This is a genomic window from Crassaminicella indica (genome assembly GCF_019203185.1).
Lineage (GTDB): Bacteria > Bacillota > Clostridia > Peptostreptococcales > Thermotaleaceae > Crassaminicella > Crassaminicella indica.
In genome coordinates this window covers 1,695,250-1,716,808 of sequence record NZ_CP078093.1, presented here as the reverse complement: position 1 = coordinate 1,716,808, position 21,559 = coordinate 1,695,250, and the positions used below count along the sequence as shown (strand labels likewise).

Sequence of the window (21,559 nt, the reverse complement as noted above, 5' to 3'; positions counted from 1 at the left end):
TACTCTCTAATTTTAATTTTAATCTATAATGCTCAAAAAATCTATATAGTATTTTCTAAATAACGTTCAATTTCCTTTGCTGAACCCATGCTTAAAACTTTATCAGCAATTTTTTTTGCGTCTTCAAATTTTAATGAACGGATTAGTTTTCTAGCTGGTAGTATAGATGATGCACTCATACTAAATTCATCTAGACCCATTCCTAGTAAAATTGGAATCATTTTTTTGTCTCCTGCTGCTTCTCCGCACATACCAACCCATATATTTTCCTTGTGTCCATTATCAATAACCATTTTAATCAATCTTAAAACACCCGGATTAAATGTACTATAAAGATGATGAATTTTTTCATTCATTCTATCTACTGCAGTAGTATACTGGATTAAATCATTTGTACCAATACTAAAGAAATCAACATGCTTTGCTAAAATATCGCTAATGATCGCTGCAGATGGCACTTCGATCATCATACCAATTTCTATATTTTCTGCATATTTTATTCCTTCACTATCTAAATCCTTCTTCACTTCGTTTAATACTTCTTTTGCTGCTAATAATTCTTCAAGGCTTGAAATCATTGGGAACATTATCTTAAGGTTTCCATATACACTTGCTCTAAGCAACGCTCTTAATTGAGTTTTAAATATTTCTTTTTTATCAAGACAAAGTCTTATAGCTCTATAACCTAAGAAAGGATTCATTTCCTCATCTATTTTTAAGTATGGAAGCTTTTTATCTCCACCAATATCTAATGTTCTTATAACTACTGGTTTATCTCCTAAACCTTCTAATACTTTTTTATAAGCTTCAAATTGTTCTTCTTCAGTAGGCATACTATCTCTATCCATATAGATAAATTCTGTTCTATATAATCCTACTCCCTCTGCATCATTTTTCAGAAGCCCCTCGATATCCTTTGGAGTTCCAATATTTCCTACAAGCTCTACTTCTCTACCATCTAGTGTAACACTTTTTTGACCGATAATCTTTTCAAGCTCTTTTCTTTCCTTTTCATAGTTTTCTTTTAGAGCTTTATACTTGTTAATTTCCTCTTCATTAGGATTTACGATTACTTCTCCAGTTTCTCCATTTAATATAATATAGTCTCCATTTTTAACCTTATCTGTAATATCTCCTAGACCTACAACAGCTGGAATCTCCAAGCTTCTAGCCATAATAGCAGTATGAGATGTACGTCCTCCGATATTTGTTAAGAAGCCTAACACCTTCTCCTTGTCCATTGTAGCTGTATCAGAAGGTGTTAAATCATCTGCAATTAAGATAACCTCTTCATCTAGCATAGACAAATCAATAACTTTCTGCCCTACTATATTTCTTAGCACACGATCAGAAACATCTCTAATATCTGCTGCTCTTTCTCTCATATATTCATTATCCATTGATTCAAATATCATAATGAATTGGTTAGCGATTTCCTTAAATGCAAATGCTGCATTTACCTTTTCATTTTCTATTTTATCCTTTGTTTGATTCATGATTTCAGGATCATCTAAAATCATTAAATGAGCTTCAAAAATAGCTGCTTTTTCCTCTCCTAGCTCTTTTAAAGCTTTATCTCTAACCTTTGATAGCTGCTCTTTAGAAATGTTTAAAGCTTCTAAAAATTTATTCTTTTCTATTTCTGTATTCTCAATGGTTTTCTTTTCTATATTTAAGGGCTCATTTTCTATAAGTAATGCCTTCCCTAATGCGATTCCATTAGATGCCCCTTTACCAAATAGCATGCAAAAACCTCCTCTTATTCACCAAATTTTGAATTTACTAAGTCAGCTAAAGCTTCAACTGCTGCTGCTGCATCATCACCATTTGCAACAATTTTTATTTCATCATCTTTTTTAAGTCCAAGACTTAATAGATTCATAATAGATTTTGCATTTACAGCTTTCCCATTAACTTCAATATTTATATCTGATGAAAATTCATTTGCCTTTTTTACGAAAGCTCCTGCTGGTCTTGCATGCATTCCTGAATCATTTAAAATTTTTACTATTTTTTCCATTTTAAATTTCCTCCTTAATATTCTCTTATTATTTTATTTTACCATTACTTACGATTCGTATTCATTATAAAAAGCATCAACTAATGACTAGATAAAAATATATCAATTATATTTTCACCTAAAATCACTAGCTAATGCCTGATCGAATCAGTAACACGCTTTTTAATTTCTTCATGCTTTCATAAGAATTTTACGCTAATATTAAACAGTTGTCAATAGGTATTAAAATTGAGGACACCTCCTAGCCTTATATCAGCTTAGGAGGTATCTATTTTTCATATCAAATTATTGTATATTTACAATATTTTTTTGTCCACATGTTACCTTTACACCAGCTTTGAAAGATACTTTTTCTTTCTCAGAAAGATTTGTAAATATAATTGGTGTAATAATAGAAGGCACTTTGTCTTTTATTTTTTCTAAATCTACACGAAGAATTGGTTGACCAGCCTTTACTATATCATCTTGGTTTACAAGTGCTTCAAAGCCTTCTCCTTTAAGCTTTACTGTATCAATACCAAAGTGAATTAATACTTCACGTCCATTTTCTGCTGTAATACCTATTGCATGCTTTGTTTGGAATAAAGTTGTAACCTTACCATTTACAGGAGATACCACTTCTCCATTTATTGGCTCGATTGCAAATCCATCTCCCATCATTCTTTGAGAAAATACTTGATCTGGCACATCCTTTAATGCTAAAAGCTTACCATTTAAAGGAGCTACAAAATAATCATTTCCCTTTACATCACTATTTTTTTTTTCTATATCAATAGAATTTGTTACTGTTTTTCCATCCATTACATCTTTAATTTGTGATTTTAATTGGTCTGATTTTGGACCAAATATAGCCTGAATATTATTTCCAACTTCTAGCACTCCTGAAGCTCCTAATGCTTTAATTCGTGCTTTATCTACTTTTTTAATATCATTAACACTTACACGAAGACGTGTAATACAGGCATCTAAGTTTTTAATATTTCCTTTTCCACCTAATGCTTCTAATACATTTACTGCTAAATCTCCTGCCTGAACATCTACATTTACTGCACTTTCATCATCAGCTTCACGACCTGGTGTCTTAATATTCCATTTTCTTATTGCAAAACGGAATCCAAAGTAATAGATTACAAAGAATACTAATCCTACTGGAATTACTAAATACCATGGAGTTCTATTTGGTAATACCCCGAATAGTAAATAGTCAATTATACCACCAGAGAAAGTCATACCAATTTTTACATTTAATAAATGCATTGTCATGAATGATAAACCTGCAAATAATGCATGAACTGCAAATAATGCTGGAGCTACGAAAAGGAATGTAAACTCAATTGGCTCTGTAATACCTGTTAAGAAAGATGTAAGAGCTGCTGATGCCATAATACCTGCAACTAACTTTTTCTTCTCAGGTCTTGCTTCATGATACATTGCTAATGCTGCTCCTGGTAAACCAAACATCATGAATGGGAATTTACCTGTCATAAATGTACCTGCAGTAAAAGGTACTCCATCTATTAACTGCTTGAAGAAAATCGCTTGATCTCCACGAACTAGCTCTCCAGCTTTTGTTGTATATTCTCCAAATTCAAACCAGAATGGTGAATAGAAAATATGATGAAGTCCAAATGGAATCAATGATCTTTCAATAACACCAAATATGAATGCCGCTAATGTTTTGTTTGTATCAATCATACTATGTGAAAACGCATCTAATCCACCTTGAATTGGAGGCCATACAAAAATCATAGCAGCTCCTAAGATTATTGATGATACTGCTGTAACAATCGGTACGAATCTTTTTCCTGCAAAGAATCCAAGATATGGTGGTAGTTCTATATTATAATATTTTTTATAAAGACTAGCTGCCATAATACCAACAATAACACCACCAAATACTCCTGTTTGAAGAGTTGAAACTCCTAAAATCTCCGTGAATGCATGAGCATTTTCGACGATTTCTGGTTTAAAGGCTGGTACTAAAACACCCATTGTAACATTCATGATCAAATATCCAATAGCTGCAGCAATTCCTGCAACCCCTTCTCCTCCAGCTAATCCTACAGCTACACCAATAGCAAATAATAATGGAAGATTGCCAAATACAATACCACCAGTTTTAGACATAAGACTAGCTAACAATTGAAATCCTGATCCACCTAGTGCTGGAATTTTTTCTAATAAAAATGGATTTTGTAGTGTTGCACCTAATGCTAGGATAATCCCTGCAGCTGGAAGTAATGCTACAGGTAACATTAACGCTTTACCAACTTGCTGCAATACGCCAAATGCTTTTTTCATATTACACCTCTCCTTTTTTTAGTATTATTTAGTATTAGTATGTTTATTTTTTTATAGGAACATCCAACTTTTTAGTGATCACTTTTAAAGATCGGATATTATTCACAAATGAAAATGCAAAAAGGCATGAGCAAAAGAAAGATAAAATAGACTTAAATCTATTTTACTACATTCTTTTACTCATGCCTGATCGAATCAGTAACACGTAAAATCATGAAATATATTCAATTGATTTTGTACCATTATAATATCATAAAACGTTTTCACATTCAACACTTTTTTTATTTTTGATATAAATTCATCTAGATTTTTGACTATTTAATCTGTGTAAATGCATTGCTATATATCCTATTTCGCTTTCTGGTATATTTATTTTTAAAGTTTTTTCCATTATTTTTGATAAATCATAAGCTACTTTAAATTCAATCATCAAGTCTTCCTTTACTTTTGATAAAAGTATATTTTCAATAGTCTTATGATTGACTACCCGATCTATTACACCTCTTAAATGCATAATAAACCTTTTATAATCAAAGGAATTTTTTTCTATATGCATATCGAATTTCTTTTCAATATAATTTAATATTGTATTAAGCATTTTTGAATTTTTCAAAGCTTCTTTTTTACTTTTATTTTCTCTACCACCATAAATATGAAGAGCTAAAAATCCAATCTCTGCTTCTGGAATATCAATATTCAAATGATTTTTTAATATATCAACAGCTTTTTCAGCTAAATCGTATTCTGTTGGATAAAGTAATTTTGTCTCGAACAAGAAAGGGTTCACAATCTCAATGCCTTCTTTTAACCTTTTTATAGCAAAATTAATATGATCAATTAGTCCTACATGTACATTTGGATTAAGTTCTTTTCCTAACTCCTTTTTTATCATTACCATGATTTTTTCGACTAATTCTATGATCTTAGGATCTATTTTACTCAGAAAACTTTCATATTCATTTTCAGAAAGCCCTTTTAATGAAATAAACTTTTCCTCAATAACCTGAGGATTTTCTAATACAAACCCTTTCTTTTTTCCAAAGCCGATACCCTTCCCAACAAGAATATAATTTTGATTTTGATTTTCTACCAATACTACATTATTGCTTAATATCTTTTTTATAACATACTTTTCCACGGCAATCCTCCATGAGAACGTTATCCTATTTGTATAAACACATCTTTATTTTAACCTATTGTATTTTATTTTAATCCATATGTCAATAATACTGTATATAAACAACATCAAAACAAAATATAAAAGATAGTTCATTCCAGATAACTTATCTTTATATATTTTTTTATGTTTATTTTAAACCATTATTCAGAAATATTACTTTTATACGCTTTCATATCTCGAATCATTAGCTGCATATTTTTGTATCCATTCCATTCATTTATGTTAGGAAAACCTACTATATCTACTATTTCAGGACAATTAAGCTCGTTTACATAATTTTCTGCCAATCCAAATCCAACAGCTAAAATCTCCGTAGAATCATGATATTTTTCAGATACTCCTCTTAATCTTAAATGCTCATGATTTTTTCCCATAACAACCTTTTCTTTATTATTATCAACTTTAATTTGTCTTATAAGAAAATAAGGCTTTTCATTCCCCATACCATAAGGTTCTATTTTTTCTAAAGCTTTTACAAATTCTTCTGTTATTTGTGATGGCTTCAATTCACATTCTATCTTTATTGTTTTCACAAATTTATTAGGACTCTGTTTTTTTATTTTAAAAGCTTCTTCATTAAGTCTTTTCCTAAGAAGCTCTAATTTGCTTTCCTCAATAGAAAAACCACAAGCGTTTTTATGCCCCCCAAATTTTATAAATAAATCCTTACATTTTTTCATTTCTTCATAAATATCTATATCATCAATACTTCTTCCACTCCCCTTTAATATTCCTTCATCTTGAGATCTTGTTACAATTAAAGTAGGTTTATAATATAAATCTCTAATCCTCCCTGCAACAATTCCTATAACCCCTTCATGAGTCCCTTCTGAATCAATGACTAAGAAAAGATCATTCATATAATATTTTTCTACCTTAGCTTTACAAATTTCTAGTCCCTTTTTTTGAATAGCTTTTCTCTCATTATTGCACGTAACTAAATGCTCTACTAAATACTTTATTTTATGCTGTTCCTTACTTAGAAGCAGTTCAACTCCTGCTCTTGCATCATCAATTCTTCCACTAGCATTAAAATGAGGTCCTAATACAAATCCAATATGCCCTGCACTAATATTTTTATCCTTTAATCCAACAGCTTCTATTAAATATTTTAATCCTAGTCTTGTTGGATTGTTCAGCTTTTTTAGACCATATTTTAATAGAGTTCTATTTTCATCTATTAAAGGAACAACATCTGCTACTGTTGCTAACGCTACTAAATCAAGTATATCACTCAAATATTTTTTAGGTGCTCCCATATTTTTTTGAATAGCTTGTGCTAGTTTAAATGCAATCCCACAGCCACATAAAAATTTAAAAGGATAAGGACAATCCTCCTGCTTTGGATTAAGAATCAAGCAATCTGGTACTTCCTCAGAAAGATTATGGTGATCTGTTACAATAATTTCCATCCCCAAGTTCTTTGCAAGTTCAACCTCTTCTACTGATGTTGAACCGCAATCCACAGTTATAATTAATTCCCCTCCCTTTTCCTTAATATCTTTTATAGCATCACAATTAAGTCCATAGCCTTCCTCTTCCCTTAAAGGAATATAATAATGAAGATTATTTGTAAAATTTGACAAAAAATCCATCAATAAAGAAATACTAGCTATACCATCTACATCATAATCTCCATAAATCCATATACTCTTTTTTTTGTTGATATAATCAATAATAGTATTTACAATTTCTTTCATATTCTTCAATAAAAAAGGATTGTAAGTTTTTTGAGGTTTTTCCGAAAGAAACTCTTCTATTTCTTCTTCTGTAGTAATACCTTTATTCATCAGAATCTTTTTTATAATAGCATCTGCCCTGTCAAAATGATCTATAGACTTATCTTTATCAATCATTTCCCAATTTGTTTTGTGCATTTTTTTGTCCCACCCTTCATATACTATCTAGTATATAAGGATTTTTAAGCTTTGTAAAATCCATGAAAATAGGAGCCTATATAGGCTCCATAAATTAGAATTCCATTTCTTTTAAATTATTTGCAACTGTAAATGTTGCTTCTGTAACCGCTTTTATATCCTCTACCGTATATTCTGGATTAATTTCTGTTAATACTAATCCTTTATCTGTATACTCCATTACACCCATTTCAGTAACTATCATATTCACTTGACCTTCAGCTGTAAGTGGTAAAGTACACTCTTTTAAAATTTTTGGCTTTCCTTTTTGTGTATGAGTCATAGAAATGATTACTTTTTTTGCTCCTACTACTAAATCCATTGCTCCCCCCATACCTGGCACCATCTTTCCTGGAACCATCCAGTTTGCAAGATTTGCTTTTTCATCTACTTGAAGAGCTCCCAAAACAGTTACATCTACGTGTCCTCCTCTTATAATACTAAAGGAAGTCGCACTATCAAAGAATGCTGCACCTGGTACTATAGTTACAGGCATACCTCCTGCGTTTACTAAATCCTTATCTTCTTTTCCTTCCTCAGGAGCAGGTCCTAATCCTACAAATCCATTTTCAGATTGGAAAGTAACATCTACCCCTTCAGGAATATAATTTGCTACCATTGTTGGTAATCCAATTCCTAGATTTACCACATCTCCATCTTTTAATTCCTTAGCTACACGTCTTGCAATAATTTCTTTTGCATTCATATTCTACACCTCCACCATATAATCTACGAAAAGAGCTGGTGTCATGACATCATTAGCATCAATTTCTCCAACTTCAACAATCTTTTCTGCCCCTACAATGACTAAATCAGCAGCAGTTGCCATCATTGGGTTGAAATTTCTAGTTGCTTTATTGTAATAAAGATTACCCTTTTTATCTGCAATAGAAGCACCTATCAACGCAATATCAGCCTTTAATGGCTTTTCTAAAAGATAAACCTTTCCATCTACTGTAATTTTTTCTTTTCCTTCTTCTACAATTGTTCCAACACCTGTTGGAGTTAAAATTCCCCCAAGTCCATTTCCACCTGCACGAATTCTTTCAGCAAGCGTTCCTTGTGGCACTAATTCCACTTCTAATTCTCCTGAATTCATTTGTTTTCCCACCTCAGGATTTAATCCTACATGAGATGCAATTAATTTTTTCACTTGCTTATTTACAACTAATTTACCAATCCCTTTATCAGGCCATCCTGCATCATTGCCTATGATTGTTAAATCCTTTACGCCTTTTTCAACTAATACATCCATGAATTTTTCTGGTGTACCACAAGCCATGAAGCCACCAATCATGATTGTCATACCATCCTTTATGTGACTCATAGCTTCTTCAATTGTTACCACTTTATTCCTCAAAATAAACACCTCCATATTTTTAAAGCTTCATATCTTTATAAAAGCCCTTTGTTTAAAGACTTTTATAGACCACCTTTTATAAAAACATTAGACCTAATGCAATAATAATTCCTGTATATATTAAGTCTATAATACAAAATCCCATAATATCTCTTGCACCAAGACCTGCTATACCTAATGCTGGTAATGCCCAGAATGGTTGGATCATATTAGTCCAAGCATCTCCCCATGCAATAGCCATACCTGTTTTTGCTGCAGAAACGCCTAAAGCTTTTCCTGCTGGCATCATAATAGGTGCTTGAACAGCCCATTGTCCACCACCTGATGGTACAAAAAAGTTAACAATCCCTGCACTTAAGAAAGTGAATAGTGGAAAGGTTGTTGCTGTTGAAATATTTACAAACCACTCAGAAATTACTTTTGCAAATGATACCCCTTCTGCATTTACACCTGTCATCATACCCATAATTCCTGCATAGAATGGGAATTGTAGAATAATCCCTGCTGTTCCTCTTGCAGCAACATTGATAGCATCAAGAAATCTTCTAGGTGTACCATGTAAAATAATCCCTGCAAATAAGAAAATAAAGTTAACAATATCTAAATTTAATTTGAAACCATTCTCTTTAAAATAATAAAAAACAAATATTAATCCCATTGCACCAATAATCATAGAAAGTATTGGGCTATTTTCCATTCTATCTGCAGGTGTTGGATTTTCAACTTTTGCAGCAGCTCCTTCATCTTCTAGTAGTTTAGGATCTATTGCAATGACTTCATCTTCTTTTGGATGCATAGCCTTATTTAATAATGGCATTGTAAATAATATGATTCCGCATATAACTAAGTTAAAGGTTGAAAAAATAGTTGTACTCGTTGCAATTGGATCTACTACAGCTCCATTTGTGGCTATTGCTAACCCATCTCCTGCTGTAGCTAATTTTAGTGGAATAGATCCTGAAATCCCTGCGTGCCATACAACAAATCCTGAATAAGCTGAAGCTATAAGTAATCGATAGTCTACCCCTTTTACCTCTTTTGCTAACTGTCTTGCATAAAGGGCACCAACAACTAATCCAAAGCCCCAGTTAATCCAACATGCAATAGTTGAAATAAAAGTAACTGCTAATATTGCTTGTGTAGGTGTTTTAGCAATTTTCGCTAAACGATTAAGACCTTTTTGAATAATAGGAGCATTTGCTAAGGTATGTCCTGTAACAAGCACTAACGCCATTTGCATAGAGAATTTTAATAATTTCCAAAATCCATCACTCCAATGCATTACCATATCTACTAAGCCTTGTCCAGTAGTTACCATACCCAATACTAAAACTGCTAATGTTAAAATAACTGCAAATAAAAATGGATCTGGTAAATACTTTTGAACAATACTTACACATAATTTTGTAATACGTTTAAACACTTGAGTCCCCTCCTTATAAAATGTAATTAAATATATACAAGATACATTTTGTACCACATTTTATAGTTTATCACAGTATATGGAAAATTCAACCTGCATAAGAATGGTTTGACGTTAAATTAATGATAATATTTTCAATTACTTCTATTTTCATCCTTTTATCGTTTTATCCGAAAAAAATATATAAAAAAAAACAGAACCACAGCCTATATTAGACTAGATTCTGTTTTTTGCACTACTATAGCCTATATTTTTATTCATATTGCACTTTATCCTAAAATTACTTCTACCTTATGTATTGCTTTATCATCTACTAAAGGAATATTTTTTTCTTTATTTATTGCACCATCTATGATTATCTTATCTATATGCATATTGACCCCTTTTGGATTTTTCACAATAATATGATAATCCGTAGCTTTATATTTATACTTTATTGTATACTCCTTCCATTCCTTTGGAATACAAGGGTTGATATAAAGGATATCTCCTTTTTTCTTTACCCCTAATATATATTCAAGTCCTACTCGATACATCCAACCAGCAGCTCCTGTATACCAAGTCCAGCCACCTCTTCCAGTATGAGGATTTACTGCATATACATCCGCTGCCATCACATATGGTTCTACTTTATAAGTAGCACACTCAATAGGAGTTCTTGTATGGTTTATTGGATTTATCATATTATATAGCTCCCATGCCTTGTCTCCATCTCCCATCATAGCAAAAGCATTAATGACCCAAGTTGCTGCATGGGTGTACTGTCCTCCATTCTCTCTTACTCCCGGCACATATCCTTTAATGTATCCAGGATTCAAATCACTTTCATCAAATGGTGGCGTAAACAAAAGAATCATTCCTTCTTCCCTTTTTACCAAATGTCTTTCAGCAGAATTCATTGCTATTTTTTTGCGTTCTTCTCTCCCACCTCTTGAAATAACTGCCCACGATTGTGCTAAAGAATCTATCATGCATTCTGTATTTTCTATAGAGCCTAGTGGTCTTCCATCATCAAAATATGCACGTCTATACCATTCACCATCCCATGCATTTTCTTCTATTGATTTTGCAATATCCTTTGATGCTTCTAAATATCTCCTAGCACGATCTGGCTCTTTCATTTTCTCACAAATATTAGAGAATTTATTTAGAATATCATAAAGAAACCAACCTAGCCAAATACTTTCTCCTTTTCCTTTATTGCCCACAGTATTCATTCCATCGTTCCAATCTCCTGAGCCCATGAGAGGAATTCCATGTTCTCCAACTCTAAGTCCTCTTTCAATAGCTCTTATACAATGTTCATAAACGGAAGCTTTTTCTTCAGAAATTTTAGGAATTCCATATCTTTCATCTTCCTCTTCATTTAGAAGATTATCCTCTAAAAAATGAACTTGTTCATATAGTATTGTAGTATCGCCTGTATACTCTACGTATTCTGCTATAGCAAGAGGAAGCCATAGCAAATCATCAGAAAACTTAGTGCGTATGCCTTTTTCTCCAGCCCCCGGATGCCACCAGTGCTGTACGTCACCTTCTACAAATTGGTGTGCACAATGAAGAAGAATTTGCTTTCTTAAAGCTTCTGGCATTACAGGCATAGCATTCATTGCATCCTGAAGCTGATCACGAAAGCCATAAGCACCTCCTGATTGATAAAATGCCGATCTTGCCCAAAGTCTACAAGCAATTGTCTGATACATTAACCAATAGTTTATTAGTAAATCCATAGATTTATCTGGAGTTTTTACTTTAATAGTTCCTAAAATTTCCTTCCAGTAGCTTTTTACTTCATTCAATGCATTTTTACAACTTTTAACTTCTTTATAGCTTTCAATAATTTTATCAAGCTTCTCTATATTTTTTGCATGTCCAAGTAAGAATACAAATTCTTTTTCTTCACCAGGTGATAGCTCAATAAATATTTGTATTGCAGCACAAGGATCAAAGCCTGCACCAACACTATTTGACAGATTTTCTCTTCTTAAAGCCTTCGGATTACTTAAATCCTCTCTTTTTCCCACAAATTCTTCTCTATCTCCTGTATATGTTAATATTTTTTCTGATGAAGCAATAAATGCACAGCTTTCTGGAAAATCAGTATTATATTTATTTTTAATGAGAAGAACCTCTCTTTTTTCATCCATTTGTGTAGTAATATACTGCTGGGTAATCTGATCACTCACACCAAGTACAGGTCTTATATAATAAACACTAGACAAACTCTTTTTAGTATTAGAATTATTTTTTAATTTTATAAAACTGATCTTAACAGATTCACTCTTCGGCACAAATACATTAAGCTTCTGCACAATACCATTGCTGTTATGGGTAAATGTTGAATAACCAATACCGTGTCTTATAGTATAGCTTTCCTTTTCTCTGATTGGAAGAGGTGTGATAGACCAATATTTCCCACAATCTTCATCTCTTATATAAATCACTTCACTCGGTGGATCTGTTATAGGATCATTTGACCACGGTGTTAATTTATTTTCTCGGCTATTTTCAGCCCATGTAAAGCCAGATCCATTCTCTGTAATTTGAAAACCAAAATTTTCATTAGCAATGACATTCATCCACGGAGCAGGGGTATTGCATCCTTCTTTAAGTCTTATGATATACTCCATTCCATCTTTGCTAAAGCCCCCATATCCATTAAAATAATCTACACTTAATGGTTCATCATAGCTTGTATACGATACATTTTCTCCTTTAAAATCTTTTTCTTTAAAAGCATTTATAGCTTTATCATTCATTTCAATTTGCTGACGAATAGATCCTTTTTCTCCTTTTAGAACTATTCTAGCTACTGTATAAAGAAGATTACGATCTTCTTCTGGCATAATATTAGCATTTCTTATATATATGCCTCCTGATTTATTCATTATATCATGGCCATATTTTGAAAATACTGTTTCATTGAGAAGCTCTTGTAGAGGCTGTAAATAGCTGCTTTTATCTTCATTGAATATAATTAAGTCTACAGAAAGCCCCTTTATTTTCCAGTATTCATGGGCTTTTAATGCTTCATGAACAATATGTATATCCTCTTTGCGACTAATACTTACTAATACAATAGGAATATCACCTGATATACCATAAGCCCAAAGTCCTGATTGACCCTTTTTATTTTGTCTTAATATTTCCTCGTATTTTCTCCTATGAGGACTTAAGTACAAAATGTGTGGAATCATATCTTGATATACCTCTATTTCCTCAGCCTTTAAATTCAAATAAGAAGTCTCTATAATACTTCTTGTATAAGCTAAGTTAAAAGCTCTATTGATAGATGAAAGATCATGGTATTTTCTTGCCATATCTATAGCTTCTTCTCTACTACTTATTATTGATGTGATAAAAGATACAACTACGCTTTTTCCCGGATCTATTTTTACTTTTCTTCTTAAGCTCATAATCGGATCGAGTACAGGTCCTGTTGTATTCGTAAGAGAATTAGAAAGGGCAAATGGATTTCCTATATGTCTTCCTCTTCCAATAAAATTTCCTCGATTAGTTTCATATTCTAAGTTTCCAACAGTTTCTCCATCTACTATCATGGTATGACACATCCATACAGTATTTTTTTCTTCAAGTCTTGGTCTTCTCGAAGCAATAATACTGTCATAAGAAAGAATAGGTTCTGTTCTGATAAATAAATTGCTAAATGCTGGATGAGCCATATCTGCTGCCTGTGATGCCAAAACAATTTCAAAATAACTTGTAAGCTCCATTACTACCACTTCATTTCCATGATTTGTTAATGTTACCTTTCTGATTTCTGCATCATCTTCTGAAGATACAACAATTTCTGTATGGGTATCTATATTATCATCTGTTCGCATAAATTCTGCTTTATCTAAAGAAAATATTACTTCATAACCATCAGATTCCACATTCATTGGATCAAAAGCAGATGTATATACTTTATTTGTATTTAAGTTTTTCAAGAAAATATAACTTCCATATCTTTCTGTTAATCTATCCTCTCTCCATCTAGTAATCTGTATATTTTCTTTTTTGCTATATCCACTACCTCCATCAGTAATCATAATAGAATATCTTCCATTTGACAGTATATGGCATCTAGGGATTATACTATCTAAATCCCTATATTTTCTCACTACATAAATCTCTTCTTTTTTAGGTGCTTCCAAAGGCTCTATAGGTTCTTTATATTGTTTTGTAATGATTACTCTTATAGGAGTTTTTTCTTGTAGTAAAACTTCTGCTGATTTCATTACAGGATCTCCATGAAATCTTTTTTGCATGATGTTTTCATTTAAATAATTATTAAGAGCCAAAAATCCCATTCCTTGATGATGAGCCATAAAGCTTTTGATAATTCCTTTCTTCTTTCCAAAGGGCAATCTCTCTGGTGTATAATCTATTGCTTCATAAAAGCCATAGTCTCCTTCTACACCATCAGCTATAAGTCTTTTTATATTTTTCATAGCTTCTTTATCATCAAAAGGAAGAGCTAAAAGAGTTGAATACGGTGATATAACCATGTCATGAATAAGCCCTCTCTTCAGCCCAAGGTCTGGAACACCAAAAGCTTTATATTGATAATTTAAATTAATATCAAAAGCATAGTAACCAGATTCTGAAGTGCCCCAAGGAACATTCCTCTTTTGTCCATATTTTTTCTGTGCCTTTATAACAGTTCCATATGTTTCATCTAGCAATGTATTCTGATAGCTTTTCATAATAAGTGGAGGCATGAAATATTCAAACATAGTTCCTGTCCATGAAACTAAGCCCCTATACCCATCTACGACAGACAAGGCTCTTCCTAACTTTGCCCAATGTTTTTTAGGTACTTCCTTTCTTGCAATAGCAATATAGCTTGTAAGCCTTGCTTCTGAAGCCAATAAATCATAATATGAATTTACAAGATTTTCCTCTTTTACATTGTATCCTATAGAAAATAAATTTTGTTTTGTATCATACAACTCAGTAAAATCTGTAGCCTCTATGATTCTCTCTATCCTTGTGATTAAATTTTTAATTTGTCCAATTTTTTCTTCAATATACTCATTAGCAGTAAATATTCTATTTTTAAGTGCTATTAAAGCTCCTTGACTGTTTTTCTTTGAAATTTTATTGATATCTTCAAGGATTTCTTTATAAATACTATTGAGCTCTATTAATGATACTGCCCCGTTAATAGCCTCTAATTTTTCTTTTAATTTTTCATACCCTTTTTCATTTACTTTTGTAGCTACAAAAAATAAATCAATCTCTTTTTTGAAATCATCTATCATATTGTAAAGCTTTTTATGCCAATAAGATGATTTATCCATATTTTCAAAATCATTAAACAACTGTTTCCAGTCTTTTAAAGTTAATTGTTCCTTTTCCAAAATTAATGATATATTTTCTATATATGATGCTTCCTTTGTTAGAGATAATGTATCTTTGATCCCTAATAATATATTTTTATCGAGAATAGGTCTTTTTATATATTCTAAAAGCCCCTCCTTTAAGGTGATCATATATCCAATCAAATTCCCACTATCAACAGTTGAAACAAAGAATGGTCTTAATACTTCTAATGTTTTTGTATCATACCAATTATATAAATGTCCTTTCCATGTTTCTAACCTTTCAATAGTAGACAATGTTCTTTCAATCCGTTCTACCATTTTTGTAGTTGAAATATAACCAAAATCTCTAGCAGACAAAGTAGCTAATAGTAAAAATCCAATATTAGTTGGAGATGTCCTATGAGCTATGCCATTAGGAGGGTCTTCTTGATAATTATCTGGTGGAAGATAATTATCAAGCTCTCCTGCAAAATCTTCATAGTAGCTCCATGTCTTTCTTGCTAGCCTTCTTAGTATAGCTGCATCTTCATCATTTAATTGAGTCTTTTTAACAGCTTCCTTGCTGACAATATAAGCAATAACAGGAGATACTGCCCATACAAAGCCTATGACTGTAGCATATACCAAATGATTAGGGAGTATTGCCCATACAAGCAGCCAAAGGAAAATTGATATAAAAATAGATACCTTCATTCTTTTTATAAAGCTTACCGTATCGTTTTTTAATCTTTTCTCCACATCTGCTGCTGTAGTCCATTCTAACAAGTTTTTCTTTGAAATATATACACGATATAAAGTTCTTACAATGCCATCAAGCATCATAAAGGCATGGTAAGGTAAAAATATAAAGTTAAGCAATGCTTGATAGCAAACAGCTCTAAGCCCATATATGAGATTACCATTAGTTCTTTCCCTTGTAGTCTTATAATATTTATTAAGCAAATTATTTAAACTCTCTATAAAACAAGGAAAAAATATTGTAAAGAGTCCAAATCCAACCCAAACAAAAGATTTCCCAGGAAAAGCTATAAGCCCAAAAATAAACAAAAATAACAAGCTTACAGAAACAAGACTTCTTCTTAAATTATCAAGCATCTTCCACTTAGATAATTTAGATAGGGGATTGTTTACTGCTTTTCCCATCCTATTTTTTATTGTAGGAAATAAATATCTAATGAGCTGCCAATCTCCCCTAATCCATCTGTGCAGCCGCATCATAAATGAACTGTATCTTGATGGATAACCATCAATCAATTCAATATCTGTAGTAAGGGCTACTCTTACATAGCTCCCCTCCAACAAATCATGACTAAGTACTGTATTATCCGGGATTGCATCTCTTAAAGTTTCATGAAATAATGAAAGATCATATATTCCTTTTCCTGTAAATATACCTTCTCCAAATAAATCCTGATATACATCTGAAGAAGCAGTCGTATAAGGATCAATCCCTCCCTGTCCTGCAAAAACTCTTGTAAATGTAGATTTACTAGCGCTTTCCACATCAACACTAATTCGAGGTTGAATCAATCCATAGCCTTCTTCTACAATTCCTTTTTCTTTATTCAAAATCCCTCTATTCAATGGATGAGCTATAGTTCCAATCAATTTTTTTGCTGAATCCATTGGCAAAATAGTATCTGCATCAATAGTAATAACATATTTGATCTTACCTATGATATGAGATAAATCTCCTGAAATAATGCTATAAGATGTGCTTTTTGATTCTGTAAGGAGTTCATTTAGTTCTACCAAAGCACCCCTTTTTCTTTCCCAGCCCATCCATTTTTTTTGTTTCTCACAAAATTGCCTATATCTATGAAAGTAAAAAAATATTTCCTTATCCTCAGAATATTTATCATTTAATGCTTTTACTCCTTGTAATGCCTTATTAATAATCATTTCATCCTGAGGCTCTTTTTCACGCTCACCATCTTTAAAATCTCCTGCTATTGCAAAATATATGTTTTTATCCTTGTTTCCTAAATAATATACTTCTAACTTCTCTAACAATTCTTCCAAAATTTTTTCATTGGGAATTAATGTAGGAATAACTACAATAGTAGCAGCATCTTCTGTAATTCCTTCTTTATATTCGAGCTTAGGTAAAAAGGCTGGTTCAAATTTATATGTAACAATCCAGTTGATGCAGTTTACCGCCAAATCACTAGCAGGAATTAAACTAATTATTCCTGCTAATATACTCAAAAATATATTATGAGACACACTATAAGCATAACTAGCTAATATCAGCGAAATACATCCTGTGATAAAAATAATAGGTGCTAAATATACAGAAAGAGGATAATCATGAAAATAAATATTTGTATTTTTGCAATTCAAAGCTTGTAATAATTTTTTTCTTCCTTCATCAGCAATATAATAACCTACATGTTTTTCTTTGTCCTTTCCATGATGATCCGTAGTATTTTTTGCATATTCCAAAGCTTTTCTTGCTACCTTTATCTCAGAAGCATGACACATTTTAGAAATTTTCTCAATTTCATGGCGATAATAATTCCTTGAAGCAAAATCCATTGCTTGATAAATGTTTAAGGGGTCTTCTCTTAGTATTTCTTCAACTCTAGATAAAGACTCAAATATATCATTCCAATCCAGCTTTGAAACCATATTTAAACTAATAATAGCATTGCCTATAGATATTTTCCTTGCTGCTTGTTCTTTATGCTCAAGCTCTATTACTTTATGAATAGATGTATCCAATTCCATTAATTTTTTTTCAATTGTATCTATTACCTGTCCTGACTCTATTCCTTCCATTCTAAGCTTCTTAAACAGATGTTCAATATAAGAAGGACTAAAGCTCTCCATATTTTCAAATTCTCTTTTTACATGCTCTAAAATAGTTGCTTGATCTTTTCCTTGTATTCTTTCAACTTTTTTCCACTGTTCTTGGTTTTCATATATTTTTTCACTAATATTGCGTATTTTCTCCACAAGGGCAAGACGAATCATCAAAGAAATCGCCCAAATTTCCCCTATAGCAAGAACTTTATGAAATTGATAAGCTTTAATAAAGTTCACTAATAATGCTTCATCTAATCTTCCATCTGTATGTGAAACTAACTCAAGAGCTATACTATAAACTCTTGGATAACCTTTTAAGTATCCATTTTCTAAAATAGGGAGCTTTAGCGCTTTATCCTTTGTAAGACTTTGTCTAATGACCTGCACTTGTTCCTCAATTTTGTAATAATTATCCAGCAGCCATTCAGAAGCAGGAGATAATTCATTTCCTCTTTTGGCTTCTGCATTCAATCCTGTATAAATAGAAGTAATTATTTTAAAGTTGTGATTTAATCTAGCTAAAAGTGGTTTAATCTTCCCCCTTTTTTTTGATATAACATGAGATTTTGCAATCTCTAAAGCATGATGATTTAATTCATCATTATTGAGTAAAACATCTTTCATTTCTATTTTTTCATGACTTTCTATTCTATAATTCTTTTTGAGGAACATACCCCTGCATCCCTCCAACTATTTGATCTAATTATTATTTAATATATTCTCTACCTTTTGACTAAACTGAGTGGAAAGCTCCTTTGCATATTCTTCTGAAAGCCCTTCTGTATAAACATTAAATACAGCTCTTTCACTATCAGGAAGAATCAATGCCCAGCCCTTATCATTATTAATCTTTATCCCTTCAAAAAGTTCCATATTTGTTCCTTTATGATTAATTATCATCTCTTTAATAACTCTTCCTTTATCCTGCCAATCGCATGCAATTTCTTTTTTAATCAGATAAAAATCTGGAAGTTCATCAACTAAATCACTTAAAGAGCAATCTCTGCTAATTAAAAAGTCAATGATTTTTCCTGCTGCTAAAATAGCATCATAATTTAAAATATACTGTAGGTACATATTTTCTTCATAATCATTCTTTAGCATTTCCTTCATAATATAGCTAGGAGCAGTTTTAGTTCTTATAACTTTTCCTTGAAAGGAGCTTACCATTTTATCAATTACTTTAGGAGCTGTATATGGAACGATAATCTCTTTGCTAATGCCGAGCTTTAATAAAATATTTGTAACCAAAAGTGTATACATTTCTTTATCAATAATTCTGCCTTTTTCATCAATCAGTATCATATTTTCTCCATTACTACTGAGAATCATTCCTATATTTTCTGTATTTTTCTGTATTTTACTAGAGAAATCTGCTATATATTCATCTAAGCTTTTATATTTATATAAATCATACTCACACTGTACTTGACAGCCCATAGATTGAAAAAAGCTTTCTGATAGATTTAAAACATTTTTGCACGTTGAACTAATCATTACCTTAGGATTACATCTCTTAATTTTAGATATATCGCTCATAAGCTTTATACCATTTTTCATATATAAAGATGAAAAATTATCTACATGCATGACACTTTTTATATTTTCAACACTACATCTTTTAAAATCATCTCTATTTAACAAATTTTCTATCTTTCTCTCCATATTTCTGTCTATATTGGCACCATTTTCATCTACAAACTCAATATGTGCTAAATCCTTCTCGTAAGGATCTAAACGAATGTGAATACCTCCATCTGCATCATAGTGCCTTACAGCAAATCTATTCATAGGCATAGAAGCATCTTTTAGATTAATTACACCTGCACCCGTTGAAAGAATTCCTGATATAAAAGAATTTTTTATAATATCACATGCATTAGATTTATCACTGCTGACAATAATTGTCGCTTCCTTCTCTAGATTTGAAGCAAATGCTGAACCAAGTCTTGAAGCAAATTCTGGTGTAATATCTATATTAATATTTCCTGACACGTCCTTATAGCCAAAAATAGTTTTTCTTTGCTTAGTTCCCCATACTAAATTTTGACTGACTATCGTATCTTCTTCAATTTTTTTATCTGGCCAAATCTTTATATTAGGTTTTACAATAACTCCTTTTGATAATAGAGTTCCACTTCCTACAGCAGAATTCTCATATATATTTACGCCATTTTTAATTTGTGTATTGCTACAAACAGTTGTACCACTTAAATGGGTGTTCCCTCCTATTTTGATATTTTTCCACAATATACTCCTTTTTAAAGTAGCTTCTTTTCCGATCTCACAATTTTCTCCAATAATAGTATATGGGTGAATACCTACCGCATCCCCTACAATAGTATTTTTTCCTATATAAACAGGAGGATATAGCTTCACATTTTCTCCTATTTTTGTTCCTTCATCAATCCATATCCCCTTTTGTACTTCATCACAATTTAATTTTACTTTCACCTTCCCTTCTAATATGTCAAATTGAGTTTTCATATAAGAATTCAAATCCCCAATATCGTTCCAATAATCTTCCATAATATATCCATACATAGGCACTTGCTCTTTTAATAATTTGGGGAAAAGATCTTTGCTAAAATCAAAGTTATCCCCTTTTTTATAATCATCTAATACTTCTGGCTCTAATATATAAATGCCAGTATTAACAGTATCACTAAATACTTCTCCCCAGCTTGGTTTTTCTAAAAATCTGATAACTTTTCCTGTTTCATCTGTAATGACTACTCCATATTCTAATGGAACAGAAACTTTCTTTAATATCAAAGTTGCCTTTGATTTTTTATCTCTATGAAACTGCACTGCTTTTTTTATATTTATATCTGTCAATGCATCTCCACTGATGACAATAAAGGTATCATCTAAAAACTCTTCTGCATTTTTCACACTTCCACCTGTTCCAAGAGGAATCTCTTCTATAAAATAATTAAGCTTCACCTTCCATTCTTTTCCACTTCCAAAATAATCTGTTATAACGGAAGGAAGATAAGCCATAGTAACAGCTATATCATCAATATTATATTTTTTTAATAATTCAATTGAATATTCCATTACAGGCTTATTGAAAATAGGAACCATTGGCTTTGGAATCCCACAAGTAAGAGGTCTTAATCTTGTTCCTTTTCCACCTGCCATAATTACTGCTTTAATAACGATCACTCCTTTTCCAAAAATGTCTAAAATAATTGATGTATATGGAATACTGTATTATT

The 21,559-nt window shown here is 31.7% G+C and carries 10 protein-coding genes; all 10 read right to left on the bottom strand.

Going from position 1 to position 21,559, the window contains the following annotated elements; genetic code table 11:
- Positions 1-41: 41 nt before the first annotated feature.
- Entirely contained in the window at positions 42-1,745 is a 1,704-nt protein-coding gene (gene ptsP, locus KVH43_RS08055; protein WP_218282045.1) for a phosphoenolpyruvate--protein phosphotransferase, read from the bottom strand.
- 14 nt (positions 1,746-1,759) lie between these two features.
- Positions 1,760-2,020, bottom strand: coding sequence for an HPr family phosphocarrier protein (locus tag KVH43_RS08050; RefSeq protein ID WP_218282044.1), 261 nt, complete (start codon positions 2,018-2,020; stop codon positions 1,760-1,762).
- 285 nt (positions 2,021-2,305) lie between these two features.
- Positions 2,306-4,321 (bottom strand): glucose-specific PTS transporter subunit IIBC, encoded by a 2,016-nt coding sequence (gene ptsG / locus KVH43_RS08045; RefSeq protein ID WP_218282043.1) that lies wholly within the window; start codon positions 4,319-4,321, stop codon positions 2,306-2,308.
- A 298-nt stretch (positions 4,322-4,619) separates the two neighbouring features.
- Positions 4,620-5,459, bottom strand: coding sequence for a BglG family transcription antiterminator (locus tag KVH43_RS08040; protein ID WP_218282042.1), 840 nt, complete (start codon positions 5,457-5,459; stop codon positions 4,620-4,622).
- Positions 5,460-5,641: 182 nt separating this feature from the next.
- A complete protein-coding gene (gene recJ / locus KVH43_RS08035; RefSeq protein WP_218282041.1) occupies positions 5,642-7,378 on the bottom strand; it encodes a single-stranded-DNA-specific exonuclease RecJ in 1,737 nt (578 codons plus the stop codon).
- 94 nt (positions 7,379-7,472) lie between these two features.
- Positions 7,473-8,123 carry a CoA transferase subunit B gene (locus KVH43_RS08030; RefSeq protein WP_218282040.1) on the bottom strand — a complete coding sequence of 217 codons (651 nt, stop codon included), beginning with the start codon at positions 8,121-8,123 and terminating at the stop codon, positions 7,473-7,475.
- Between the two features lie 3 nt (positions 8,124-8,126).
- The gene (gene atoD / locus KVH43_RS08025) at positions 8,127-8,777 is read right to left on the bottom strand and encodes an acetate CoA-transferase subunit alpha (protein ID WP_255547713.1); all 651 of its coding nucleotides are present in this window, start codon (positions 8,775-8,777) and stop codon (positions 8,127-8,129) included.
- 76 nt (positions 8,778-8,853) lie between these two features.
- Complete coding sequence (locus KVH43_RS08020; RefSeq protein ID WP_218282038.1) at positions 8,854-10,200, bottom strand: short-chain fatty acid transporter; 1,347 nt, start codon at positions 10,198-10,200, stop codon at positions 8,854-8,856.
- Positions 10,201-10,469: 269 nt separating this feature from the next.
- Positions 10,470-19,010, bottom strand: a complete 8,541-nt coding sequence (locus KVH43_RS08015; protein WP_218282037.1) for a GH36-type glycosyl hydrolase domain-containing protein — start codon at positions 19,008-19,010, stop codon at positions 10,470-10,472.
- Positions 19,011-19,037: 27 nt separating this feature from the next.
- A complete protein-coding gene (locus tag KVH43_RS08010) occupies positions 19,038-21,506 on the bottom strand; it encodes a sugar phosphate nucleotidyltransferase (RefSeq protein ID WP_218282036.1) in 2,469 nt (822 codons plus the stop codon).
- Between the last annotated feature and the right edge of the window lie 53 nt (positions 21,507-21,559).